The sequence below is a fragment of the Arthrobacter sp. MDT2-3 genome (assembly GCF_059090465.1).
Genome location: NZ_JBNHFS010000004.1, coordinates 190,268 through 212,121 on the forward strand (window position 1 = coordinate 190,268; position 21,854 = coordinate 212,121).

The following is a 21,854-nucleotide window of genomic DNA, read 5'->3' on the forward strand; positions in this document are numbered from 1 at the left end:
TCATCGTCACGGAGGCCTTTCTTCATAAGGGCAGTTGCGCTGTTGTGCGCAGTTCTTCGGCTGTCGCAGTACCGAATCCGAAGAACTCGAGGTAAGCGGGGATCATCTCGAACAGCATGTCGCTGCCCACCTGAACTGTGCATCCCTTCTGCTTGGCGGCCTGCAGGAATGGGGTCATTCCGGCCTTCAGCACGACGTCCCCGACATAGGAGCCGGGCGTGATCCGGTCGATGTCGACAGGCATGGGGTCACCGTCCCTCATGCCGAGCGGGGTGGCGTTGACGATCAGGTCGTAACCCTCCGGATCTTTGGACCCCATGGCGATCTGCACGTCAGGGTAGTGCGCGCTGATGCGCTGGGCGAGCGCGTCGGAGGCACCTGTATCGGGGTCGAACAAGCCGATGCCGGCAAGTCCGAGGCCGGCCAGTGAGGCGGCGATCGGCGAGCCCACGCCGCCGTTGCCGACAACCAGTGCCCGCTTGCCGTGAGGGTCGAATCCTTTGCGCAGGGCGCCGCGGACGAAGCCTGCTCCGTCGAACTGCTCGGCCAACAGTGATCCGTCATCTCGCCTGAGGACGGCATTGGTGGCACCGGCGATCTGGGCAGTTGGGCTAACCTCGTCGACGAGGTTCATGGTGACCACCTTGTGCGGCATGGTGACAAGCGCACCTCGGATGTTGGTTAGCGTGAAGACGGAGCGGAAGAAGTCGGGGTAGTCCTCCGGTTTGATCCCCATGGGGACGACGACTGCATCGATCGCGTGCGTTTCAAACCATGGGTTGCAGATCAGAGACGACTTGAACGTGTGCGTGGGATATCCCAGGTGCGCGATGAGCGTCGTCGTTCCGCTGATCATCGGGCTCGCCTGTTTGCGCGGTGCACCCAGCTCCGTCACTGGAACATCTGTCCAGGAGCAGAGTTGGTCGCCGTGCTCAGCCCAGTACTCGTCCCACTGTGCGAGCTTGACAGGGTTGCGCTCGAGGCCTCGCTTGCGCAGCCTGTCCTGCAAGATATCGGGAGCCACGCGGACCTGGACGACTTCGATGAAAAGAAGCCGGCCGGTCCCTGGCCCTCCTTCGGGCCACGGTCGGCACCTATGACGAGGGCCCCTTCGGCTTTGAGTGCGCTGACGACTGCATCGCCGATTCCGCCGCTTGATCCGGTCACCAGGACGACTTGGTCTGCTCGTTTCATCTTTCTAGGTCCTTACTTGAGGTGTTTCCCAACGGGTGTGCCATGGCTCCGGGCGCGGCTGCTTCAGTGGGCGCCGCTCCGTGCCCGACCTTCTGCCGCACTGTTGAAGCCTGTTGTCTGCAATCCCCCGGTCCAGGGTGGCGTACGTGCCGGTGCTGCCTAGCTGTTGTTCGCGCTGGTGGCGTGGCTTGCCCATTGCCGGCCTTCTTGTTCTTCTGTGGGCAGTCCGGAGGCGGCGAGGATCCGGTCAAGCAGCCGCTGGGTATGGACAGCTTCCCGGCCGGAGGTTAGTGGCTGCGCCCGGTCAGCGACCCGGTCCAGGAAATGATGGACGGCGGCGGAGAATCCGAGCGTGTCGGTGGCCGTTGCCCAGCCGTACGCCTCGGCGCTGAGCTCCCGTGAGGTGGTGACTCCCTTGACGGTGGTCGAGACGGTTTCCGGTGCCCTGACTTCCACGGTCTTGCCATCGCCGTAGGCGTCGAGTTTTTCGTTCCAGGCTCCTGCTGTCCTGGCTGCCATGAGCACTCCGGTGTTGCCGGTGCTGAAGCGGATCATGGCTGCGACGCCGTCTTCTTCCCAAGGGTCGTCACCGGCTGCGTGTGCGGCCACGTCCACGGGTTCGCCGCTGCAGTACCAGCGGAGCAGGTCGACCATGTGGATGGCGTTCTCGAACGTGGCGCGGTATTCGGATCCCGGGCGGTTCTTTTGGGCCACGCAGAAGGTAGCGCCTTTCGTGCCGAACAGCTCACGGCCTGCGGTGTAGACGGGGGCATAGCGGCGGTTGAAGTCGACCATCAGGATGCGGCCGCGCTCATCGGCCAGGTCCGCCAAACGTTCTGCCTCCTCAGTGGCTGGGGCCAAGGGCTTTTCGCAGAACACATCGACGTCGCGGTTCAGGCACAGCTGGACCGCGTGGGCGTGTTCGGAGCGGGGTGTAAGGACGAAGACTGCGTCCAGGTCCTGCGCGTCGAGCATCTCCTCGACTGACTTGTATGCGGCGCCGAAGCCCCAGCGCCTCACCAGGCTGCCCGGATCCTCACGGCGGGACACCAGGGCGGCCAGGTCAACGTCATCCCGCTGTACGAGTGTGGGCAGCTGGGCAATGGTAGCGATGTTTCCGGCGCCGACGACGCCGACGCGGAGGCGGTTGGTGTTCATCGGGCGTTCCTTACATGGGCGGGATCAGAGAGCATGGCGCGCAGGACGTCAGCTGATTCCCTGAATCCGTCCTCGGGCTTGGGAAGGTCTTGCCGGTGCCAGCGGTATTCAAGCTCGATGCTGAGCACGTCGTCGTAGCCGTGCTGCACCAGCCCGGCGAGAATTTGGGGCCAGGGAACGACGCCGCTTCCTACGACGCGGGATCGTACGGCCCGCTCGGAAGCGTTGACGCGCGCCGTTTCGGTTGCGCGGAACGCTGCGTTGGGATCGGTGAAGACAAGGTCCTTCACGTGCACGTGGCCGATCAGGTCGCCCTGGACGGCGAGGGCCTCTTCGAATTTTTCGTCGTGGGTGAAAGTCAGGTTCGCCTGATCGTACAGAACGCGGATGGCCGGGTGCGCGACTTCGCGGACCAGGGCTGCGGTTTCGGCCGCGGACTGGGTCATTGTGCCGAAGTGGTTCTCAACGCACAGCCGTACGCCTGCCTGTTCGGCTTCAGGTGCAAGGGTTTGCAACGCATCCACGAGCCGTGCCCACCGCCGGGCATGGTCAGAGTCTCCGGCATGCCAGGACCCGGCGTAGACACGGACCCGGTCAGCCCCGACCATATGCGCGGTTTCAATGGCACCCCGGAATTCATCGACCGCCCCGCTCCACTCCACGTCCTCGAGGGAGTTGATGGCTGTCGTGTACGGCGTAAGGCCTACGATTGGCACGCCTTCGCTGCCGGAAGCCTTCAACGCTTCCATCGCGGCGCGCCGGTCCCCCAGCGGCAACCCTGACAGGTAGTCGTCCTGGTAGATAACTTCAGCGGCGTCGAGGCCGGCAGCTTTGAAGAGCGCTAGTGCTTGGGGAACCGTGTGGTCCGGGGTTCCGAGTGTGTGACCTGCAAGCCGCATCATTCAGTGTCCTTTCTGGAAGTGTTTGGAGCCGCTGTCCAGTCCGCAGGACCGACCAGCCGGGGTGGGGAGGGGACGCGGGACCGGTCGACGATCTCCATCAGCAGGCCCCAGGGGGTAAGGAAGTAGGTCCAGCGGTTGCCGGCTACGCGCGGGCTGTCGCCTGCGACTTCTTTGCGCTCACCGAGCACCCGTACCCCAGGTGTTTCCTGGAGCACGGCGATCGCTTCATCGACGTCGTCCACGACAAAGCACAGGTGGTGTCCGCCGGCATCACAATGCCGTGGCGGGGTTTCGCGCCGCTCAGCGCTGCTCCACTCGAAGAGTTCAATATTGAGGTTCGGGGGCAGGCGCAGCATGGCCAGCGTGAGTTTCGCATCTGCCGGGACTTCGAAGTTTCTGGGCATGAATTCTTCGTCGGGACCCCGCTCTGAGCGGTACAGTTCCTCGGCCCCGAGCACGTCGACGAAGAACCGGATACCTTCCTCGAGGTTGGGGACGGTCAGGCCGACGTGGTCGGTGTGCTGGAGCCCCGGTAGCCGCCGCAGTGTTCCTGCCGTGGCGCCGTTAGTCTGCGCGGTCATGTGCGTGGTCCTGAAGTGGAGCCGCGGACCAGAAGTTCAGGTTCGAGGACGATGTGGTCCACGGAGCCGTCGATGTTCTGCTTCTCGGCCAGTTCGATGGCGATGTGTCCCATGTCGGCGATGGGTTGCCGGATGGTCGTGAGGGGAGGATTGAACCGGGCCCCCAAAGCCAGACCGTCGAAACCGATGACCGACACGTCCTCCGGTACGCGCACGCCGCTTCGGCCGAGGGCCGAGATGACCGCAAATGCCACCATGTCATTTGCCGCGATGATGGCGGTCGGCGGATTCTCCATCTCGAGGAAATGTTCGGCCCCTCGCGTGCCGGCATCCAGATCTGACCCGCTGTCCAGCACCACAGGTGCGCTGCCGCTCTCAGCGGACAGCTCCAGATACGCGTCCATCCGGTCCTGGGCGGTGTGCGTTCCGGCGATGCCGGAAACGTAGCCGATCGACGTGTGCCCCAGAGAATGCAGGTGGTCCAGCGCGAGCATGATTCCGCGGCGGCTGTCGACGGTGACAGTTGGGACCGCATCGTCGCCTTCAACCCGGTCGATCACCACCACCTTGTGGCCAAAAGCGAAGCGTTTCAACGCCTCGGTATCGACCTTCGTGGAAGGCGCGACGATCCCGAAGGGGGCATACATGGCCTGCATGGCGGTGAAGTACCCGTCGGTCTTGGCAGGGTCACCATTGGTGACGCAGAGCAGCAGCTGGTAGCCGCGCTCGTCCGCCGCCTGCGTCATCGTCTTGGCAAGTTCTGCAAAGAACGGGTTGGTGATGTCAGGGACGATCAGCGGGATGAAGGTGCTGGTCTTTCGGCGAAGCGCCTGGGCGAGTGGACTCATTGTGTAGCCCAGCCCCTCAGCGACCCGGAGGATGTGCTCGCGGGTTTCACTTTTCACCGCTTCCGGGCGGGAGAATGCCCGGGAGACCGTGGACCGGTGGACACCGGCGGCCTTCGCAACGACGTCGATACTCAGATCAGGCATGTTCTCTTCCTCCGTGATGGTCGTCATAGGCCTGCCAAATGGGGCGCATGACGTCTTCGAGCTGGGCCAGTGTAGGCAAGCCCTGGAATCCATCTTCCAGCGTCTGGGCGACCCGCCGCACGAACGGATCGTAGAGAGGGTCGCTGTCCACGTCGATCCTGGCGCTCTCCGTGGTCCCATCGGCTGCGGTGAAAGTAGCAGAACCATCCGAGTTAACCGAGGCGTATCCTGCCTCACCAACAGACGTATAACTGCAGTAACGCTTCAACGGCGAACCCGGGAATGCGTAGCCAACCTCCACGATGGCTTCCCGTCCCTCGGGCGTAGTGAGGATGAGACTGGCGTGGTCCTCCACATCTCCCCCGTGCAACGTTGACGAAAGCCGGGCCTGCACACGAACCGAGGTCTCGTCACAGCCCTGCAGGAACAGGTCCACGAAGTGTGGACCCAGGTTCGCCAGGCACCCTCCGCCCGCCTTGGCCGGATCCAGCATCCACGCATTGCCGTTATCGACATAGCGGGAGGGCGGTCCGGCAATAAAAGAGATTCGCTGATACGTTGGCCTGCCAGCCTTGGCGAGCCACCGATCGGCGGGACCGCCCCGCTGGATCAGCGGGACGATAGCGGGCACACCGGCTGCATCGGCGGCCTTGCGCACCGCAGTAAGTTCGGCAAGGGACGTTCCCAGCGGCTTTTCCACCACAAACGGAATCCCACGCTCGATCAGGGCATGACACTTCTCGGCCATCCCGTAATGGGGGCCAAAAACGTAGGCCAGCCCAATATCGGGAAGGTCAACCAGCTTCCGCCAGTCAGCTTCCACCGGAGCTCCCCAGCCATCGGCAAGCCCCCGGACGAGGGACACGTCCTCGTCACTGACACCGACAACCTGATGCACTTCGGCAATCGCTTGGACGTACAGCGGAACGTGCCAATGGGAAGCACCAAGAATGATCGTGCGTGGTCCACTCATCTGCCAGCCCCTTTGCTAAGTATGAGATCGATTGCTGAGATCGGTTGCAATAACAGTATGGATGGTGGGAGAGTTTGTCAACGACACTTCAACAGTGGCCCAGGTAACAAGGAGCATCGTCCCGCCTGGGCCCCGAGAAAGGCCAGCCATGTACAAGAAACTTCGCACCCTGCAGACCATCGACGCATCAGGCGCCGTCCTCATCGTCCGCCTCGAGAACGCTGAGGTCGCAGAACGTGTTGCCGAAGCTGCCATCGCCGGAGGCTTCCGTGCCCTTGAAATCACGCTCTCGATCCCTGGAGCCGTCGATGTAATCCGCCGGCTTTCGGTTAGGCATAGCTCGAATGGCGTAGCGATCGGAGCTGGAACGGTGCTGGACGAGCACTCGGCCTACGAGTGCATCCGCGCCGGGGCTGAGTTCCTCGTCAGTCCCCAGCTGAACCCGGCAATGATCCGGACAGCAAACCGGTACCAGATACCCACCATCAGCGGGGCCTACACGCCGACTGAGCTTGTTAACTCCGCCGAGGCGGGCGCTGACATCCTCAAGCTCTTCCCCACCGAGGCTGGCGGCATCCCCTATGCCAAGTCCGTGCTCGCCCCGCTTGCCCATCTGCCGATCATGCCGGCAGGCGGGGTAACCGTAGAGAACGTAGGCGAATGGTTCGCGGCGGGCGTGGCAGGTGTCGGCGTCGGCAGCTACGTGACCAAAGCATGGCAGCCCGATGGCGACTTTACCCGCGTCACCAAAGCCGCCGAGGAGTTCCTGTCAGCAGTGGCAGAGGCCCGCCGATGACAGTCCCCAGCGTCTATATTGTTATTGGCCCGGCCGGCTCAGGGAAAACGACGGTCGCGCAAAAAACAGCAAAAGAACATAACGCGGCATACCTGGACAAGGACCGGGTATGCGGACGCTTCGTCGAGTTCGCGCTGAAGGCGACCGGACACGACCCCACCGACCGGGAGTCCAACGACTACTATCGCGACAACCTCCTGCCCCTCGAGTACGAAACACTCATGGACGTGGCCGGGGCCAACCTGCGCCTGGGCCGGTCCGTCGTGCTCGATGCCCCTTTCGGAGCCTACTTCGACGAACCGGATTTCCTGACGCGTGCGGCAGAAAAGTTCAATTGGCCACCGTCTGTGACCACGGTAGTGCGGGTGAGGGTCCCCCAGGACCTTCTGCGGGACCGGATTGCCCGCCGCGGCCTGGAACGGGACCAGTGGAAACTTTCCCACTGGGAGGAATACTGGTCCGTCTACGGGAGCTTGGAATGCGCGTGGTCGGGAGCCCGGTTCGTGGACTACAACAACGAGACACCCCTTCCGGCGGAGGGGTGATGGCTGAACCAGCAGACCGGCCCGGTTCGGCCAGTTCTACGCCGGCCGCTCTTGCAGCCCGCAGCATGAACGGGCCACACCACTCCTAATCCGGCCGAGGCCGCGCGTCTGCCTCCCGAGGACAAAGCGTGTGCCCTCCCCCAGAGACGGCAAAGCCAGAAGCTGCGACGTGGCTCACAAAAAACGTTGACAAGCCTTGTTTGCCGCCCGTAGTGTTTGTTGCAACCGATCTCTGCAACCGATCTCAGCAATCGATCTTATTGGCTCCGGTGAAAAGCCGGAGGACTGATTGCCTCTGGTTTAATCCCTAACCCCTCCTCAGCAAACGTGAAAGTATGGAGAGTTCAATGAAGACCTCAAAAGATGCGCTCGACAGCTCGGGCCCTTCTGAATTTCCGGAAGTGCCGGAGCCGCCCCGGCGCTCCGTCAACATGGTGGCAGGCACGATCGGCCACTTTGTGGAGTGGTACGACTGGTACATCTACGGGTTGCTGGCAGCGGTGTTCGCGGGACAGATATTCCCAAGCGAGAACCCGTTCGCGTCCCTTGTCGCAGCGCTGCTCACCTACGCGGTCGGTTTCGTTGTACGCCCGCTCAGCGGAATCATCATTTCGCCGCTGGCCGACCGCTACGGCCGCCGGCTCATCCTGACGCTGTCCATCTCCGGGATGGCGCTCGGCTCTCTGATCATCGGCCTCACCCCTTCATTCGCGACGATCGGATACGCAGCACCTGTTCTCTTTCTGGTTGCACGCATCCTCCAGGGAATCTCGGCCGGCACCGAGCAGCAGAGCGCCATCGCGTTCATGGTCGAACACGCTCCCGCGAACCGGAGGGGCCTGTTCGGCTCGTTCTCCAACATGGCAAGCGGCCTCGCGACCCTCGCAGCGACCGGTTCGGCCGCGATCGTGACATCATCCTTTGCTCCCGCCGAACTCGCAGCCTGGGGTTGGCGCATACCCTTCGTTGTGGGCGGCGTCCTCGGCGTCGCCGGTCTCATCCTGCGGGCCCGCTCGGATGAAACCCCTGAATTTGAGGCAGCTGCCCTCGTCGATCAAAAATCCGCCTGGGCGCGGCTGAAGGACCTGCTCCGCGAACACCCGAAGGCTCTGCTCCAGGCAGCGGCACTCTCTGCCCCGGCCGTGGCCTACTACACCTGGGCCACCTTCCTCCCCACCTACGCCAAGCTGACCACCGGCCGGGACCTGTCCTCCACCCTGGCCGGAAGCGTTATCGGTCTGGCCTTGCTCGTGGTCATCGTGCCGGTCTGTGGATACCTTTCGGACCGCCTCGGCCGCCGCAAGATCTTCCCCATCATCGGCGCCATCGGCATGATCGTGCTCTTCTACCCACTGCTCCTGCTGCTGAACCAGCCAGGCTTCTGGGTATACGTTCTGGTGTCGGCATCCGGGTGGGTAGTTCTCGGTATCTGGCAGGCCGTTTACCCGACAATCCAGGCAGAGCTGTTCCCGGCCTCAGTCCGGGTAGCAGGCATCGGCTTCGCACACCAGATCGTCATCGCCGTCTTCGGTGGCACCGCACCACTTATCGCCGCTGCATTCGTCGGCGCCGGACAGCCCATGTTCGTTGCGTACTACATGATCGCCATTGTCACCCTCTCCCTCATCGTCTACTTCACGCTCCCCGAGACCGGCAGCAAGGGCCCGCGTACCACCGTCGCACCGGCAGACCCCGAAGTGCTGCAAGGCGAACACCTGCTCTTCGATACTCCACACGGCGGGATCCAGACGAAGGATTCCAAGCCGTAGGCCTCCTTCTCCTCCGCAACACTGCACATGAGGAAAGCCCTCGACCCGCTCCGGTCGAGGGCTTTCCCCTTCCCGGCTGGGGCCGACTCCAAGATGAGGCACACCACAACCTGACAAACGTGCCCATGCCGGACGCAGAACGGTGGGAGTTGGTCCTCCCCTCCCCCGTGAAGAAATGTGCTGCCGCCGCCCACAGCCAGGGGCAATTCTTAGGGGTTATCCACCGCTACTGCTTCCAGGGAGCTACCCTAACGGCTCCCACTCCCAGCCGTGGATAACCTGAATTGACCCCAGCTATGGACGGGCTGAAGTGGGCCCCAGTTCCGGCCGGTGATCAGTAAGCAAAGGTTTGGCCGAGGCAGGTTGACGGAATATCAGTTATCGGCGTTCGAGTGGGACGAGTAGAAGTAGCGGCGAGAATTCCCGGCCATTGACGTATTGGACTTTTTGGCATCCCCACGCAGACGGTCATTCAGACCTGGTTGCCCGGGATGCCCGACCAGACCGCGGCGGTGAAGGACAGTGCGCAGCCGGTATAGACGTAGCGGCGACCAGTCGAGGATTCCTCCATATCGGCCGGGGTCGGCAGTCAGCTGTGCCAGCCGGCGGGCACGATTCCGTGGGCGATCAGGACCAGCGAGGCGAGGACGAGCAGGATCTAGGCAATGGTCCTGGTCCGGCGGCGCCTGGCATCAGACGCTGTCGTCGCCTGCCCGGATCAGTGCTCAACCGCCACGGCTGCATCCCCGCAGAGGAGCTGTAGCTTGTTGTCGGCGGTGTCGAGCCGGCAGTTCTGGTCCTTAACCCGGGGCCATGTGGAGATCTCCGGGGCGTTGCGCACGCGCTTGTAGTGGAGCTCGTCGTGCTCGGTATAGATTTCGATGATGTCGCCGTCGAAACCATCCTGGGTGATAAGCACGGACTGCCCGTCCGCCGCAGTGACTTTCACGGTGTCCCCGATGCCAAAAGCGCTCAGAAGTGTGAAGAGGAGGATGATGCCAATGAAAGGGGACGCTGCTGCTGCGGCCACCGTTGTTGTCCAACCGATGATGCGTCGTGGCACCTTCCGCTGTACGCGTCCTATCAGTGCCGGGAGCAGGAGCAGCAAACCCGAGGCGGCCAAGAAGAGGGCTGCAATCCGGAACCAGGCAGCAATGGAGTCGCCAGGGATGCTGGCGTAGAGCAGCAGGCCTTGTCGTGCAGCGGCCCAGAACGCCTCATTGATTACCGTGTCCGCCCAAGCGCATATGGAGGCGGCGACAATCAGGGCGCTCCCCCAGATCTCGCGGCGTTTCATCGGCTGTCAGGGCCGGCAAGGATCGGCCGGTCAGTCCGTTTCCGGGTGTCCTCTATCGTCTGTGCTACCGCGACGTGGATGACTTCCAGCAGCGCCAGGGCAAGCAACACCAGCATGGTCTCCAACGCGAGGACGAACTCGACGAGCCCACCGGAAGCGTCGTTCCTCCACTCCGCGGGTACTGCGTTGCTTGCTTGGACGCCGAGCAGGGCGAGCACGACCACGCAAACCGCCAGGCCACCGAAAAGGGCCCACCGGGTGTAGCGGTAGGCGCTCAGCTTTCCCACCGCATGAAGACTCGCGTGACCCAACCAGAGAGCCACGGCGATAATTGGCACCACTAAGAACGGGCTCACTTGGCGGCGAGCTCTTTGCGGCGGAAGGTCCCGGCGATGGAGAGCTTCTTGCCGTATTCGATGGACCCGTACCGGAAGAGGTGGACGGCGAGGCGGAGGATCAGGATTCCGACGATGAACAGTTCGGAGATGACGATGCCGGCCTCTACGGGACTTAGGGTGCCGAAGCCGTTGCGGAGCATGGCGGTGACCGGTGCGGTCAGCGGGAAGTAGGTGAAGACCTGCACGATGAGGGATCTGGGGTCGGAGATGATCAGGCTGTAGGCGTAGAAGGGGATGAACATTGCGGCCATGAGCGGGCCGAAGATGGTCCCGGCTTACTTGGCGGTCGGCATGATGGCTCCGATGGCGACGAGGACCCCTGTGAAGAGGGTGAAGCCGCCCAGCAGCAGGAGGGCCCCGACGATCAGGGGCGCGGGCTCGAACACGAGGCTGGACAGGTCCAGGTCCGGCAAGGCGAGGGAGTCGCGGAGGAACAGGTAGCCTACGGCAATCGGGGCCAGGAACACGAGCATCTGGACGAGCCCGACGGCGAACAGGAAAATGATCTTCCCGGTGATCAGCGTTGTCGGGTTCAGGGTCGTGAGGATCATCTCGGTGACCCGGTTCTCCTTCTCCTCCAGGGTCGAATTAAGCATCTGGTTGGAGAGCAGGATCATGGCGATATAAAACGCGAGCAGGAACAGCATCGGCGGGATGACCGAGCCGACTCCACCAGAGGCTTTCCCGTCCTTAAATGTTTCGGATTCGAAGGCCACTCCCCCGGCCAGGGCCGCGGTCAGCGGTGGGTTGTTGACCTGGGCCTGGGCGGCAGCGGTCAGGAGCTGCTTGGCAACGGCCTCATACTTGCCGTTCTCGAACACCCCTAGGTCGGCCCCGTAGACCTTCACCGGTTCGGCGGCCGGATCTTTTGGGTAGACGAAATATGCCTCGCTGGTCCCGTCCTTCACGGCGGCCAGGGCCGCGTTCGGATCCCCGGTTGATTTCCCGCCGGCCGCTTGGGCCAGCTGAGGTGGGATGATGCCGGAGGCGTCCGTGTACGTGAAGGACAGCTGTGAGTTTTTTTGAGCGTCCGCGCTGGCCTCGGTGCTGGAGTTGGAAGCAAAGATCAGGGCGAAAACGACCACCAGGACTACGGGGATCGCGAGGGTGGCGATCACGAAGCCCTTCTTCTTGATGGTCCGCATGAATTCGAACCCGACGACGGTGCCCAGGTTGTGCTGTGAAAGTGCCATCGCTTAGACCTCTGCCATCTGCTGTTCGCCGTACACCTGGATGAAAATCTCCTCCAGGGAGACCCGCGCCGTCGTGAAGGACGCTACCGCCACACCGGCTTCGACCAGTTCGCGCAGGACTGCGGCCTCGGTGGCCCCGGCCCGCGGGGCGAGCTCGGCCCGGCCGCCGGCTTCGGTCACGACGTCATACAGGACAGAGGCAGGCAGGATGCCCTCAAAGCTCACCCGGTAGACGGTCCCGCCGAACTGCTCCTGCACCTCCGTCACGGTCCCGTAAGCACGTGAGGTGCCGTCTTTGAGCAGGATGACCCGGTCGCAGAGCCGCTCCACTTCCTCCATCTGGTGGGTGACCATGATGACGGTCGCGCCGGCCAGCTTCTGCTCCTCGATGATGTCCATCAGCAGCCGCCGGTTCACCGGGTCAAAGCCCTTTGTCGGCTCGTCCAGGATGAGCAGTTCCGGGTCGTTCATGATGGTCACGCCGAGCTGGACCTTCTGCTGCTGCCCGCCGGAGAGCTTATCCAGCCGGACTGTCGCTTTGTTTGCCAGCCCGACCCGCTCCAGATAGTCCAGTGACCAGGCGCGGGCCGCCGTCTTGGACAGGCCCTTGAGCCGGCCGAAATACACCATCACGTCCAGGACGGCTTCCTTCTTGTACAGGCCCCGCTCCTCCGGCAGGTACCCGAGGCGTGCCCCATCGCGGGGCTCGAAGGCCTTCCCGCCGATGTGCAGGGTGCCGGCGGTGGGCTGATAGATGCCCAGCAGGGCCCGCAAGGTGGTGGTCTTCCCGGAACCGTTACTGCCCAGGAACCCGAAGGTTTCCCCGGCCCGGACATCAAAGGACAGGTCCTTAATGACCGTGGTGTCCCCGAAACTCATCCGGAAGTCTTTGATGTGCACAAGCGGCTCCGCCGCGTCCCCCAACGTCATCCTGCCAGCCTATCTGTGATGCGGATGGTCATTCCCGATAGGCATGCGTAGGGCGCAGCATGTAGTCGCTACGGAGCGCACCTGCCGGCAGCAGATACGCTGAAGGCCAATCGAATTTCGGGGATGACATGCAAGATTCGCCCATGAGGGCTTTTCTGCTCGGGCTGGGAATGCTGCCCATAGGCTGGGTGCTCTTCGAGGTCCTTGGCGGGCGGTCCAGCCAGGAGCAGTACCGCAGCGATGAGGACCTCTACACGCTGCTCTCCCTTGTTGGCGTGCTGATCCTCGCTATCGGCATAGTCTGCATCCTGACGAGCATCTACCAGTGGCTCAAGGAAGCGATCCGGACACGGTGAGCACCTCAGCTGCTTCCGCCCTTGATGACGTCAGGCCGCTTGTCCAGTCGAACGTTTAGGGCGTCATTCCCGGAGCACGCTCTTCGCGCGGACGAACATGGCGGGCCAGAGCCATCGCGAAGAAGGACACGGTCAGTAGGGCAAGCACCGCCAACGCCGGGTTCGTCCACGGAGGAACCAGATCGTACTCGGCGTTGCACTTAGCGGTCAGCGGGAACAGCTGAAGCTGCTCGTCCTTGTGAAGTCTGCGGTATTCGCGGTCGTACCTGTGCCCACCCAATTCACACGCCTCCGCGACGTCGAGCCCGCCGGCGGCGAATCCTTGGAAGAAGACCACGAACAGCAATAATGCGGACAGTGCGGACAGGTTGAGCCACACGGCCGGCTTTATGCGCAGCAAGGTCTCCCCCATCTAATGGAGCCTACCTGTGCCCTTCCCATCGGACGAAATGCCTACCGTGTGCGCACGTGGCGCTCATGCGCTGGCAGTAGCGTGGTGAGCCCAACTCCGCAAAACACAGACGCTTTCAAATGCCCTTTAGCCGATCCCTGAACGGGCGGCGAGCACGTCATGCAGGGCCAGCTTCGCCGAATAGCTGGCTGTCATGGATCTATTGGCTTACCACCTGTAGGTGCACATTGCCCGGTTCCCTAAGATCATCTACCCAAATGCCAATCCTCGCTGTGCCTGCGGTAACCGCATATTGCGACAGCTTTTCGCCATAAACCGTCTCCAGGGTCAATTCTCCTGTCGAGCATCTAATCACTTCGGATGTGAGCGGGATGAGCTCCTGTGAGGGCTCCTGCCCGGACATATGTATTCTGGTGTCGCCGTCCATATCGTTAGTCCCACCGATGATCAGAGCGTCTTCGCTCGCCCAAACAAGACCTTCTGGGGTGACATCTGGAAGTGTCGAATCCTGAGAGCCGAGCACGAGAAAGATCGCGTTAGGCAAAGCCGCCTGGACGGTGACGTCCATTGGGTTCTCCTCTTTATTGGTCGCCGACCACATCATTGCATCTCGCCAGTGCCCAACTCTTGCTGCGGCTCAACTGCCCGTAAAGGGATTTGCGACCAGACACGTTGGGGCGGGTTTCGCACGGCGATGCAGATCTAGCTGTACTGACCGGAGAGGTTGATTGAGTGACTTACTGGCCCCGACTGTGCACCGGTCTGGCGTTTGCTGGGGGTTCTCCGACCTCGTGGATGGTATGGCCGCCGCAAGCCGTCTTGGTTACGCTGGCTCGCTCGATGCGCGAGACGGTGAACCATCGCATTGCATTGCGCATTCGGCACCACCCAACTAGGTACCACTGGCCGTTAGTGGAGGCGAACAGCACTGGCTCCACGTCGCGGGTCGTCGTGGTCTCGTCTCTCGTTGTGTAGCGCATGCGGATTACTCGCTGCTCGGCCATTGCCTCTTCCAGTGCCGACTTGATTGCGCGGGAAGAGGAGGGAAGCGCGTTGACCCAGACGCGGTGGGCCAGTTCGTCGGCTCGTGCTCTGGTTTTGGGATCGAGGACGTCCAGGATCTTTTGGATACCTGCTAGTGCCAGATCGGCGTAGGGGGCATCGGGTGCAGCGGACACGGCTGCCATGAGCGCTACGGCCTGCGCTGGGGACAGGCTGACAGGCGGCAGGGACGCTCCTGTAGTCAATCCGTAGCCACCGCCCGGACCTGGGCGAGACCATATAGGAGCACCGCTGTTCTCTAACGCATCGAGGTCTCTCTTGATTGTGCGCACGGATACCTCATACTCTCTGGCCAACCGTTCGGCGGAAACCCCCCGCGTGCCGCAGCGCCGCAACATCTCGGATAGAGCATGGAGCCGTTCGACTCGCTTCACAGTTCAGACCCCGGCAAATTCATGACACAAATAGTGACATACCCTTGTCCGTAGTGCCTGCGAGGGTAGTGACATGACAACTACTACAAGCAGTCCGATCATCATTCTCATCGCCGGCCACTGGCTGGGCGCTTGGGCGTGGGATGAAGTGCTTGAACACCTGACAACCGACCACTCTCGTGCAATCGCGATGACACTGCCCGGTCTTGACGGCGACGATCCCGAGCGTGCGGCGAAGACTCTCGACGATCAAGCCGCAGCGGTCCTAGACGTCATCACTCAACTCGGGGTCTCCGAGGATCAGCCCGCAACTCTCGTCGCTCACAGCGGCGCGAACGCCCCCGTCAGCCTCGTCCTTGACCGACACCCTGAGCTTGTCCATCGAGTGGTGTGGGTCGACTCCGGCCCTGTGGCGACGGGAAGCGCCTTCGGCCCAGACATCCCGGAGGAGTTGGAGGAGCTTCCGCTGCCGCCCTTCGAGGTCCTCGCACAGCAGGCGAGCCTCGAAGGCCTGAGCGCAGAGGTCCTGGAGCGTTTTCGGGCCCGGGCCGTCCCCGAGCCCGGCCCCGTGCTTCGTCAGCCCCTTGAGCTCACGAACGATGTCCGCCGCAAGGTCCGGACCACCCTGGTGTGCTGCTCATTCCCGAGCGCGCAGGTGCTGGAGCTGGCCCGCGCAGGCCATGCCATGTTTGCCGAAGTCGCAAACATCGAGCACCTCGACGTCATTGACCTCCCGACGGGGCATTGGCCTATGTGGAGCCGTCCCCGCGACCTCGCCAACGCCATTCAGTCAGCGGCTTCACGAACCAACTGAACTGCACGTACAACCTGAAGGGTCAGCCCAATCCGGCTGACCCTGGTCGGTCATCATGCACGAATAAGGATCGCTTACGGGCGGGGCTTCATTTCGTAGAAGGGGCGCGTTACTTGGAGGTCAAGACGCGACAACGGTTGCAGTTTCGACGGATAGGAGCCGGGCGTAGTTCAAACACATGCTCAAGCTTTCGTTCGCCGGAACTCGGGCGCCCTCGACAGACACGGTTGCACCCTCAGATAAAGGCGAGGTGCCAGGAAAGACGACTGACTCACCGTCGAACTCAGTGCCTTCTGGAAAGACCAGGGTGTAATCGTCACCGTCCTCCGCCCGCAGGATGAAGCAACCGGCTCCGTCGTTATCGAGGCGCCCCTTGAGCTCGGCGTCTTGTCTCGGAGCCGAGGACGGTCCCGAATGAACCACAGCCTTCTTGCCGGCTTCACTCAGAAGCAACTCGGTCGGCAGCTCTTGCTTTACAGTGGGCGAACTTGTGGCAACCGGTGTCGTGTCTTGGGCTGCTAGGCAGGATGTTAGTGAAAGGCCGATTACTGTCAAAGCGCTGAAAGAAAGTGCATGCTTCATTTCTGTCCCCAATCAGAATTGCGTGTCGCCCCAGCCTAAAAGCTGAAGCTGCCATACCGCATCGTTCCAGCTATTCCCGCAATGAAACCGGGATAGGTGTTCGGTTCAATGTTGAGGCGACCGCGTTTAGGCGCAGGGCCATGTGGAACGTACGGTGAAGGATCCTTCAACGCACGTTGCTGATTGTGCCGCCCGCATCTGGGGAGCATACAGAGGCTGTCGCGCCGCCGCAGCCGCGAAAGATCCGGAAGCTGAGTCGAGCTCTGTGAATCGGCTGACCGAATAGTGGGGACTACCAGAGCAATTCGAGGTTGAGCACGTCGATTCCGGGTCTGTCCGCCAGCCATCCGTCTATAACTCCGCCGAGATCTGCTTCGTGGCCAGCGAGTCCAAGTTGTATCGCATCCTCCGACGTGGTGGGGATGTGGTCGTGCCCCTCCTCGGGTGCGCCGTGCGAACAGTTCGAGCACATCAGCCGGATCCCGGACCAATCGTCGAGCCCGAGTCCCTGCTGTCCGAGGAGGTCCGACAGCGCCTGGACGTCATCGGAGGTCGCACCAACTATCTGGGCCTGCCATGTAGGAAGACCGGATTCTTCAAGACGTCCCAGCTCGTCGAAGACCGACACCTCCCGTCCATCGAGCCGTCGGGTCCCTTTGGGTTCGCCGTCGTGCAGGACCGTATCTCGGAAACGATGGCCGGACTCCGGTAGGGGAACGCTCGCGATGATTGCATGGGCCGGGCTCCGGCGCCAGCACCAGACCACCTCAGTCTTCCCGACCGAAAACAGGGCCTGGTGCGGGAGGCTGGGCTGGTCGGGATTGAGCCGGACGGGAGCCATGCCGCAGTCGACGTCGATGGGCCCGGGTTCGGCCAGAAACTTGTCCAGACCGTAGGCGCCCCACGCATCCCTGGCATTGGACCAATCACCCAAAGCTGTTGATGCGATTCCCAGGTTCCAGGCAGCAGGGTTGGCTCCGTTGAACTCCTCTGCATCCTTCGGAGTGAAGAGTTTCAGCGCCCGCGTGTTGCGGTCCAGACTTTCCGGCCAATTGCCAAGGGCCTTGGACAGCAGACCGGCCTGAAACCAGCTGTAATAGGACTTGGGCGTCAACTCCAACAGCTCGGAGGCCAGCACCGCCGCAAGGCCGGCGTCTCCGGCCTCATCCGCAGCCTTCCACTCTGACCACACTTCGTGAGGTGTCCGCTTTTTCCTAAACCCCGCCCAAGTTCGTCCCATCATCCGAACAGTATGCAACACGCGCTGCTCTGCCCGAACGCCACGCCAGCACGGAACTGCACGACCGGAATCGGCTACCCCGGGGACTGGATCTTACGACGATGACACTGCCGGAATTTGCGGATGGGCTGCTCCGTAAGTGGATTCCTCACCGGGCAAGACTTTTTTCTTCGAAGTCCTTCAGCATTACAGCAAGGAACCCGGCCCCAACTGCTCTGCCCTCTGATCGAGCACAGTTGAGCCCATGGGGCCCGGGCGGTCACCGAAACTTGCCCAAGCCACAATTACCGCAACCACTACGACAATCAGCAGAAGAGCAGCAACGAGAATCAAGCGAGGCTTCACACCCGCATCCTAAATGGCGTCCGGCTCCCTCCGGCGCTCTGTCGCTCACTTACCCCTGATAGCCTCCCGCAAGGGTCCAATCCTGCTGTCCGCTAAGCCGGTAGATTTCCGGCATCGCAGTCAGGAAGAAGCATCGCGGGGCTTCCGGTCCCGCGCCGCCCGCAAGCACCAGGGGATGTAGAAGACGCAGAACAGCCCGAAGGCCAGGACGCAGGCCCCGAGCAGGACGCTGTGAGTGTCCACGTAGCTTTGCCTGCCAAAGTATTCAGGGTGCCCGTATCCGACCTCACCCGACAGCAGTGGCCCGGCCGCATCCACGAGGATGACACCGAAGTAGGTTCCCATGGAAACCACCGGACAGATGAAAAGGACCGACCAAAGGGTCGATATAAGGTGGTAGCGCCTACGGCGTGCTTTCCAAGCACGCATGCGCTCCTCGAAGGCCTGCTGCCAGTTCTGCGTCGTCACTAAATTTTTCATCCCCCTATGTGACGGCCCGCACCTGTAAACGCGGACCGCCGTGCCTAATTTAGGACAGGTTGCAATGCGATCCACGATTGGGCGGGCTGCGCCGTTTGTAGGCTACCACTGCAATAAAGGCCTATCAGTTGAAGACGTTCCTATCAGCGGTGACGCCCGGTAAAGGATCCCTCATCGCACAACTCGAACTATCTCGGATCCGTAATTAGCAGAGGCTCGATGCGAGCTGCGCACGATGCCCGAATGAAGGGCTTCTCCCCGGCAGAGACGCGGTTGTTCTTTCCCGTGTCGTCGCACCAGTCAACGGCGTGTGGATACGCCTCTACGGCCGCCTCTCCAGGGGTGGCGTTGGCCGGCAGTTGAAAAGAGTAGGTGAAACCGCCAGCATCATTCATCGTCGCGGTTGTACTGATGATCCGCTTGCCTCCCGCGTCTGTGACATGCGACTGTCACGGTCTCACCGATTGCTGCGCTCGATGGAATCACAGAGTAAGGAGGTGGCATGCAGGGAGGTGCCCCAAAAATGGATGGACTGCAGCCAGCAAGTACGACAGTTCCTCCGAGCGCACATGCGGTAAGAAACGCGGCCGGGCGCCGCCTGAGTCCGACGCGTGGCTTCTCGAACTGGGGCTTCATTTCCTCATTATGAGGAAGCCCCAACCCTCTTTTGAGGAATTTGCATATCCGTCGCTATATCGTTCTCGACAGACCAGGCCGAACCCGGCGCGACATGGTCTGAGCTGAATCTACGGCTAAGAGTCACGAAACCGCTTCGCCCCGCAAACCGATCCTTTACCGGGCACCTCTCGGGGAGCGGGCCATAACTCGGTCTAGCGCGTTGTTGATTCGGGTGAGTTCCTCTCCGGGTTCCAGTGTCAACTGGCCGCGGAGACACCAAGTCCCTGAAGTCCCTGGGAATTCTGGGTCATGCAAATCAAAAGTGAGCTCGACGTGGCTGCCCCTGTGCTCCGCTTCGAGCTGCAGATCCCGCTCCAGAGAACTGTATGATTTGATGCCTCGCCAGCCTGACCAGTGGTCGGCTAGGTCCTTGAAGAAGTTCAAAAGGTCATCAAATCCGTTTCCGTAATACGCGGCGACTTCTCGACGCGCCGCTAAGTCCTGCAACTCGACGGACACGACCATACTTTCCAGTTCGCCAACAGATGACCGCTTCACGTCTTCAAAAATGAGCCGCTGTGTGTGCCCGATCTCTACTTTGTCCATGACTCAATTCTTATATTTACTGCCGCTCTGTATCGCCTGCCGTTAACGGATGCCCTTGCGGACACTGGAACAAGCCCTTTGGCCCCAGATCCCTGACAGACAAGCGACGTCCACATAAGAACGGAAAGGCACTGCAGTCCTTTCGTTCCCCGACGGTAGTTGCCGGGTGCTTGAATCATGTGATGGCCGCACCGCTGTTTGACGAACCCACCTTTCTGCCTGCATTTCCTCACTCAGTGCGGGCAGATGCCGAAGTGACGATGAGGACACTAAGCCAACCCCTGCATGCGACGCCAAACACGCTAATACAAGACACGAATCAACAGCCCGCGAGCTTCTACCCGGCAATCTATGTCCACGGGGAGCGCCTCCAGGTCCCATATCGGCATTACTACAAGTGGCCAAGCGAGGAACGCACGAAGGCCCTGAATGTCAGGCAACAACTTATCCTTGCCTGCTGGATGTCACGGAACCACGACGGGCGGGTCCGCCAACGTGCACTGTCTCAGATTCTCCCGTCGGACGCGGCCTGGACTATTCCCTTCGTCATCCAGCTCTGCGGTGAGTACGTCCTTGAAATCGGGTTCGACATTCTTAATTTCGTAACGGCGTCTCTCCCCATGCGGCCAACCTTGCTTAATGAATACGCACAATTCGTCCGGGCCAACCCCGAGTTCATGAGCATCACTCGACAAAGAACCGTTAGCTACTGGCTTGATGACTATCGACACCAGCTAAGACAGGATCAGTATCCGCAGTTTCTAGCGGTCGAAGCCCTCACGGAATTAGCAGCAGATCCTGCCCTAGGAGACCTGTAAGGCATGCACCTCGTTCTGGAGTGGACCTTCCCGGCCCGCGTAGGCCCACAAAACGTGTCCGCTAAAGGATCCCTCATCGAACGCAGGAGGGTGCGTTGGACCACCGGCTAACGGGACTATCGTTCTGCAGAAATACCCAAGGAGTAAGCTCCCACCATGGCGAACACATATCGGGATTCAGCGACGCCTCTTTCAGCGATCTTTTTCAAAACCGTTGTGGTCGGTGTCGCTGTCGGCGTCGCCCTTTCCGTCACCTTGTACCTGCTGCCGGTAGGTGGAGCAGCTCCCTTGGATGTCGGCAGAGTGCCATTGGTCTTCCTATCGGGAGCGAGCCTCGGCGCACTATTGGGTGGCGGGTCTGCTGCTTGTTCCCTTGGTTTGCATGCACTTGCTAGGAAGATATCCAGCGGGTTGCGGGCCACTGCCGCAGGGATTGGGGGCGCAGTAGGAGTCGCCCTTCCTCCGCTTGTCTTGTTGGGACCCGCATTCTTTACGAGTTCAGCGAGATGGTGGCTTCCGGTCTCCGTACTAGCAGGATCAGCATTGGCTGTGGCGGCCACGAGGCCACTTAGGGCACCCGTTCTGCACTCCAACGAGGAGCCGACACGTTGAAGATTCGGCTTACGGGGCGTTCGGTGAGGGATCCTTTACCGGACGTCGGGTGAGATTTCCAGGGGCAGCGGCTAGACGATGGCTCCGTTGTTGACCTGTATGTGCTTGGAGCGGCGCGGGAGCCCGCGGGCCCAGAATGCGATCATGAGCCCCGCTGTCGCGGCCCCTCCAGCGTGAACCCAGGGTGACGACCAGGCACCTTCCGGAGTGGGGATCATGAAGGCGACCACGACCACTGCGAGCCCCAGCAGAACCTCCACGCCGGCTTGCAACGGACGGGCGCGGTAGTAGGGGTAGGCCAGCCGAACCAAGGGGATGATCGGCAGCAGGAACAGGCCCAGGCTGAAGAACGGGAAGATGCCGTTAAACATGAAGATAACCAGGCCCAACACCAGCAGGCCGAAGAACTTCAGGACCTTCAGAACGGGAAGCCGGCTCTCCGGCGTCCATCGACTCAGCAGGAGGCCCCAGGCCGGAAGACCGAGCAGCCAGCCGCCGGCCCAGAAGCCTAGGTTCAGCAGCGCCAGGACGACGAGCAGGGCGCCGGGCAGCAGGAACCCTCCGACCTGTCGCAGCGAAGGGAGCTTCCCGGTCGGGACGAAGATACACGCCCCTACCAGGAGATAAGCGGCCACATACCAAGGCAGCAGCTGGTCCGCCGGCACCTGGGACAGTCCAACCACCAGCAGCGCCAGCGAGGCGACCATCACGCACACCGCGGCGAACGCCCACGGTCGGCGGCCTACGTTCGGTGTGGCATCCCCCAATGTCATAAATCGCACTCTACCGGGCTTCGACGTTCTCGAA

The 21,854-nt window shown here is 61.8% G+C and carries 25 protein-coding genes; 6 read left to right on the forward strand and 19 right to left on the reverse strand.

Annotated features, from left to right (window positions below; all coding sequences use genetic code 11):
- Positions 1 to 22 precede the first annotated feature (22 nt).
- The 6 genes from AC5RUQ_RS13615 to AC5RUQ_RS13640 form a co-directional block, all read right to left on the reverse strand.
- Positions 23 to 1,024: a shikimate dehydrogenase family protein gene (locus AC5RUQ_RS13615; RefSeq protein ID WP_493947868.1), complete on the reverse strand. Its 1,002-nt coding sequence runs from the start codon at positions 1,022 to 1,024 to the stop codon at positions 23 to 25.
- A 329-nt stretch (positions 1,025 to 1,353) separates the two neighbouring features.
- The gene (locus tag AC5RUQ_RS13620) at positions 1,354 to 2,352 is read right to left on the reverse strand and encodes a Gfo/Idh/MocA family protein (protein ID WP_493947869.1); all 999 of its coding nucleotides are present in this window, start codon (positions 2,350 to 2,352) and stop codon (positions 1,354 to 1,356) included.
- Positions 2,349 to 3,254, reverse strand: a complete 906-nt coding sequence (locus AC5RUQ_RS13625; protein ID WP_493947870.1) for a sugar phosphate isomerase/epimerase family protein — start codon at positions 3,252 to 3,254, stop codon at positions 2,349 to 2,351. Before AC5RUQ_RS13625 ends, AC5RUQ_RS13620 begins: the two co-directional genes overlap by 4 nt.
- Positions 3,251 to 3,835: a VOC family protein gene (locus AC5RUQ_RS13630; protein WP_493947871.1), complete on the reverse strand. Its 585-nt coding sequence runs from the start codon at positions 3,833 to 3,835 to the stop codon at positions 3,251 to 3,253. Before AC5RUQ_RS13630 ends, AC5RUQ_RS13625 begins: the two co-directional genes overlap by 4 nt.
- Complete coding sequence (locus AC5RUQ_RS13635; RefSeq protein WP_493947872.1) at positions 3,832 to 4,827, reverse strand: LacI family DNA-binding transcriptional regulator; 996 nt, start codon at positions 4,825 to 4,827, stop codon at positions 3,832 to 3,834. Before AC5RUQ_RS13635 ends, AC5RUQ_RS13630 begins: the two co-directional genes overlap by 4 nt.
- Complete coding sequence (locus AC5RUQ_RS13640) at positions 4,820 to 5,800, reverse strand: Gfo/Idh/MocA family protein (protein WP_493947873.1); 981 nt, start codon at positions 5,798 to 5,800, stop codon at positions 4,820 to 4,822. The genes AC5RUQ_RS13635 and AC5RUQ_RS13640 overlap by 8 nt, the downstream gene beginning before the upstream one ends.
- A gap of 148 nt (positions 5,801 to 5,948) precedes the next feature.
- Here AC5RUQ_RS13640 and AC5RUQ_RS13645 point away from each other — a divergent pair, with 148 nt between their 5' ends.
- From AC5RUQ_RS13645 to AC5RUQ_RS13655, 3 genes are all read left to right on the forward strand, one after another.
- Positions 5,949 to 6,596 (forward strand): bifunctional 4-hydroxy-2-oxoglutarate aldolase/2-dehydro-3-deoxy-phosphogluconate aldolase, encoded by a 648-nt coding sequence (locus AC5RUQ_RS13645; RefSeq protein ID WP_493947874.1) that lies wholly within the window; start codon positions 5,949 to 5,951, stop codon positions 6,594 to 6,596.
- Positions 6,593 to 7,141: a P-loop nucleotide/nucleoside kinase family protein gene (locus AC5RUQ_RS13650; protein ID WP_493947875.1), complete on the forward strand. Its 549-nt coding sequence runs from the start codon at positions 6,593 to 6,595 to the stop codon at positions 7,139 to 7,141. The genes AC5RUQ_RS13645 and AC5RUQ_RS13650 overlap by 4 nt, the downstream gene beginning before the upstream one ends.
- Before the next feature lie 347 nt (positions 7,142 to 7,488).
- A complete protein-coding gene (locus AC5RUQ_RS13655; RefSeq protein WP_493947876.1) occupies positions 7,489 to 8,910 on the forward strand; it encodes an MFS transporter in 1,422 nt (473 codons plus the stop codon).
- A 718-nt stretch (positions 8,911 to 9,628) separates the two neighbouring features.
- Here AC5RUQ_RS13655 and AC5RUQ_RS13660 read toward each other — a convergent pair.
- The 5 genes from AC5RUQ_RS13660 to AC5RUQ_RS13680 form a co-directional block, all read right to left on the reverse strand.
- Entirely contained in the window at positions 9,629 to 10,207 is a 579-nt protein-coding gene (locus AC5RUQ_RS13660; protein ID WP_493947877.1) for a hypothetical protein, read from the reverse strand.
- Positions 10,204 to 10,494, reverse strand: coding sequence for a hypothetical protein (locus AC5RUQ_RS13665; RefSeq protein WP_493947878.1), 291 nt, complete (start codon positions 10,492 to 10,494; stop codon positions 10,204 to 10,206). The genes AC5RUQ_RS13660 and AC5RUQ_RS13665 overlap by 4 nt, the downstream gene beginning before the upstream one ends.
- A 65-nt stretch (positions 10,495 to 10,559) precedes the next feature.
- The gene (locus AC5RUQ_RS13670; RefSeq protein ID WP_493947879.1) at positions 10,560 to 10,856 is read right to left on the reverse strand and encodes a hypothetical protein; all 297 of its coding nucleotides are present in this window, start codon (positions 10,854 to 10,856) and stop codon (positions 10,560 to 10,562) included.
- Between the two features lie 24 nt (positions 10,857 to 10,880).
- Positions 10,881 to 11,798 (reverse strand): ABC transporter permease, encoded by a 918-nt coding sequence (locus tag AC5RUQ_RS13675; RefSeq protein ID WP_493947880.1) that lies wholly within the window; start codon positions 11,796 to 11,798, stop codon positions 10,881 to 10,883.
- 3 nt (positions 11,799 to 11,801) lie between these two features.
- Positions 11,802 to 12,728: an ABC transporter ATP-binding protein gene (locus tag AC5RUQ_RS13680; protein WP_493947881.1), complete on the reverse strand. Its 927-nt coding sequence runs from the start codon at positions 12,726 to 12,728 to the stop codon at positions 11,802 to 11,804.
- Between the two features lie 143 nt (positions 12,729 to 12,871).
- Between AC5RUQ_RS13680 and AC5RUQ_RS13685 the strand changes: the two genes are divergently transcribed.
- On the forward strand, positions 12,872 to 13,084 hold the full coding sequence (locus AC5RUQ_RS13685) for a hypothetical protein (protein ID WP_493947882.1): 213 nt from the start codon (positions 12,872 to 12,874) through the stop codon (positions 13,082 to 13,084).
- A gap of 55 nt (positions 13,085 to 13,139) precedes the next feature.
- Here the strand turns inward: AC5RUQ_RS13685 and AC5RUQ_RS13690 are convergent, their stop codons facing one another.
- The 3 genes from AC5RUQ_RS13690 to AC5RUQ_RS13700 form a co-directional block, all read right to left on the reverse strand.
- Complete coding sequence (locus AC5RUQ_RS13690; RefSeq protein WP_493947883.1) at positions 13,140 to 13,496, reverse strand: hypothetical protein; 357 nt, start codon at positions 13,494 to 13,496, stop codon at positions 13,140 to 13,142.
- 199 nt (positions 13,497 to 13,695) lie between these two features.
- A complete protein-coding gene (locus tag AC5RUQ_RS13695) occupies positions 13,696 to 14,064 on the reverse strand; it encodes a hypothetical protein (RefSeq protein WP_493947884.1) in 369 nt (122 codons plus the stop codon).
- A gap of 169 nt (positions 14,065 to 14,233) precedes the next feature.
- Entirely contained in the window at positions 14,234 to 14,932 is a 699-nt protein-coding gene (locus AC5RUQ_RS13700; protein WP_493947885.1) for a helix-turn-helix transcriptional regulator, read from the reverse strand.
- A gap of 73 nt (positions 14,933 to 15,005) precedes the next feature.
- Here AC5RUQ_RS13700 and AC5RUQ_RS13705 point away from each other — a divergent pair, with 73 nt between their 5' ends.
- The gene (locus AC5RUQ_RS13705) at positions 15,006 to 15,746 is read left to right on the forward strand and encodes an alpha/beta fold hydrolase (RefSeq protein ID WP_493947886.1); all 741 of its coding nucleotides are present in this window, start codon (positions 15,006 to 15,008) and stop codon (positions 15,744 to 15,746) included.
- A gap of 120 nt (positions 15,747 to 15,866) precedes the next feature.
- On the opposite strand, the gene AC5RUQ_RS13710 is transcribed toward AC5RUQ_RS13705, so the two are convergent.
- The 4 genes from AC5RUQ_RS13710 to AC5RUQ_RS13725 form a co-directional block, all read right to left on the reverse strand.
- Positions 15,867 to 16,328 carry a hypothetical protein gene (locus AC5RUQ_RS13710; RefSeq protein WP_493947887.1) on the reverse strand — a complete coding sequence of 154 codons (462 nt, stop codon included), beginning with the start codon at positions 16,326 to 16,328 and terminating at the stop codon, positions 15,867 to 15,869.
- Between the two features lie 292 nt (positions 16,329 to 16,620).
- A complete protein-coding gene (locus tag AC5RUQ_RS13715) occupies positions 16,621 to 17,520 on the reverse strand; it encodes a tetratricopeptide repeat protein (RefSeq protein WP_493947888.1) in 900 nt (299 codons plus the stop codon).
- Positions 17,521 to 18,033: 513 nt separating this feature from the next.
- Complete coding sequence (locus AC5RUQ_RS13720; protein WP_493947889.1) at positions 18,034 to 18,381, reverse strand: hypothetical protein; 348 nt, start codon at positions 18,379 to 18,381, stop codon at positions 18,034 to 18,036.
- Positions 18,382 to 19,185: 804 nt separating this feature from the next.
- Entirely contained in the window at positions 19,186 to 19,617 is a 432-nt protein-coding gene (locus AC5RUQ_RS13725) for a DUF6228 family protein (RefSeq protein ID WP_493947890.1), read from the reverse strand.
- A 182-nt stretch (positions 19,618 to 19,799) separates the two neighbouring features.
- Here AC5RUQ_RS13725 and AC5RUQ_RS13730 point away from each other — a divergent pair, with 182 nt between their 5' ends.
- Complete coding sequence (locus AC5RUQ_RS13730) at positions 19,800 to 20,435, forward strand: hypothetical protein (RefSeq protein ID WP_493947891.1); 636 nt, start codon at positions 19,800 to 19,802, stop codon at positions 20,433 to 20,435.
- Between the two features lie 683 nt (positions 20,436 to 21,118).
- Here the strand turns inward: AC5RUQ_RS13730 and AC5RUQ_RS13735 are convergent.
- Positions 21,119 to 21,820, reverse strand: a complete 702-nt coding sequence (locus AC5RUQ_RS13735; RefSeq protein WP_493947892.1) for a hypothetical protein — start codon at positions 21,818 to 21,820, stop codon at positions 21,119 to 21,121.
- Positions 21,821 to 21,854: the final 34 nt, after the last annotated feature.

What these genes read in the sequence shown, in the direction of transcription:
- AC5RUQ_RS13660 (WP_493947877.1), bottom strand. Translation starts at nt 10,207, where the DNA reads ATGAAACGCCGCGAGATCTGGGGGAGCGCCCTGATTGTCGCCGCCTCC.
- AC5RUQ_RS13620 (WP_493947869.1), bottom strand. Translation starts at nt 2,352, where the DNA reads ATGAACACCAACCGCCTCCGCGTCGGCGTCGTCGGCGCCGGAAACATC.
- AC5RUQ_RS13680 (WP_493947881.1), bottom strand. Translation starts at nt 12,728, where the DNA reads ATGACGTTGGGGGACGCGGCGGAGCCGCTTGTGCACATCAAAGACTTC.
- AC5RUQ_RS13690 (WP_493947883.1), bottom strand. Translation starts at nt 13,496, where the DNA reads ATGGGGGAGACCTTGCTGCGCATAAAGCCGGCCGTGTGGCTCAACCTG.
- AC5RUQ_RS13695 (WP_493947884.1), bottom strand. Translation starts at nt 14,064, where the DNA reads ATGGACGTCACCGTCCAGGCGGCTTTGCCTAACGCGATCTTTCTCGTG.
- AC5RUQ_RS13705 (WP_493947886.1), top strand. Translation starts at nt 15,006, where the DNA reads ATGACAACTACTACAAGCAGTCCGATCATCATTCTCATCGCCGGCCAC.
- AC5RUQ_RS13650 (WP_493947875.1), top strand. Translation starts at nt 6,593, where the DNA reads ATGACAGTCCCCAGCGTCTATATTGTTATTGGCCCGGCCGGCTCAGGG.
- AC5RUQ_RS13730 (WP_493947891.1), top strand. Translation starts at nt 19,800, where the DNA reads ATGGCCGCACCGCTGTTTGACGAACCCACCTTTCTGCCTGCATTTCCT.
- AC5RUQ_RS13670 (WP_493947879.1), bottom strand. Translation starts at nt 10,856, where the DNA reads ATGGCCGCAATGTTCATCCCCTTCTACGCCTACAGCCTGATCATCTCC.
- AC5RUQ_RS13625 (WP_493947870.1), bottom strand. Translation starts at nt 3,254, where the DNA reads ATGATGCGGCTTGCAGGTCACACACTCGGAACCCCGGACCACACGGTT.
- AC5RUQ_RS13655 (WP_493947876.1), top strand. Translation starts at nt 7,489, where the DNA reads ATGAAGACCTCAAAAGATGCGCTCGACAGCTCGGGCCCTTCTGAATTT.
- AC5RUQ_RS13725 (WP_493947890.1), bottom strand. Translation starts at nt 19,617, where the DNA reads ATGGACAAAGTAGAGATCGGGCACACACAGCGGCTCATTTTTGAAGAC.
- AC5RUQ_RS13710 (WP_493947887.1), bottom strand. Translation starts at nt 16,328, where the DNA reads ATGAAGCATGCACTTTCTTTCAGCGCTTTGACAGTAATCGGCCTTTCA.
- AC5RUQ_RS13735 (WP_493947892.1), bottom strand. Translation starts at nt 21,820, where the DNA reads ATGACATTGGGGGATGCCACACCGAACGTAGGCCGCCGACCGTGGGCG.
- AC5RUQ_RS13645 (WP_493947874.1), top strand. Translation starts at nt 5,949, where the DNA reads ATGTACAAGAAACTTCGCACCCTGCAGACCATCGACGCATCAGGCGCC.
- AC5RUQ_RS13685 (WP_493947882.1), top strand. Translation starts at nt 12,872, where the DNA reads ATGAGGGCTTTTCTGCTCGGGCTGGGAATGCTGCCCATAGGCTGGGTG.
- AC5RUQ_RS13675 (WP_493947880.1), bottom strand. Translation starts at nt 11,798, where the DNA reads ATGGCACTTTCACAGCACAACCTGGGCACCGTCGTCGGGTTCGAATTC.
- AC5RUQ_RS13630 (WP_493947871.1), bottom strand. Translation starts at nt 3,835, where the DNA reads ATGACCGCGCAGACTAACGGCGCCACGGCAGGAACACTGCGGCGGCTA.
- AC5RUQ_RS13635 (WP_493947872.1), bottom strand. Translation starts at nt 4,827, where the DNA reads ATGCCTGATCTGAGTATCGACGTCGTTGCGAAGGCCGCCGGTGTCCAC.
- AC5RUQ_RS13640 (WP_493947873.1), bottom strand. Translation starts at nt 5,800, where the DNA reads ATGAGTGGACCACGCACGATCATTCTTGGTGCTTCCCATTGGCACGTT.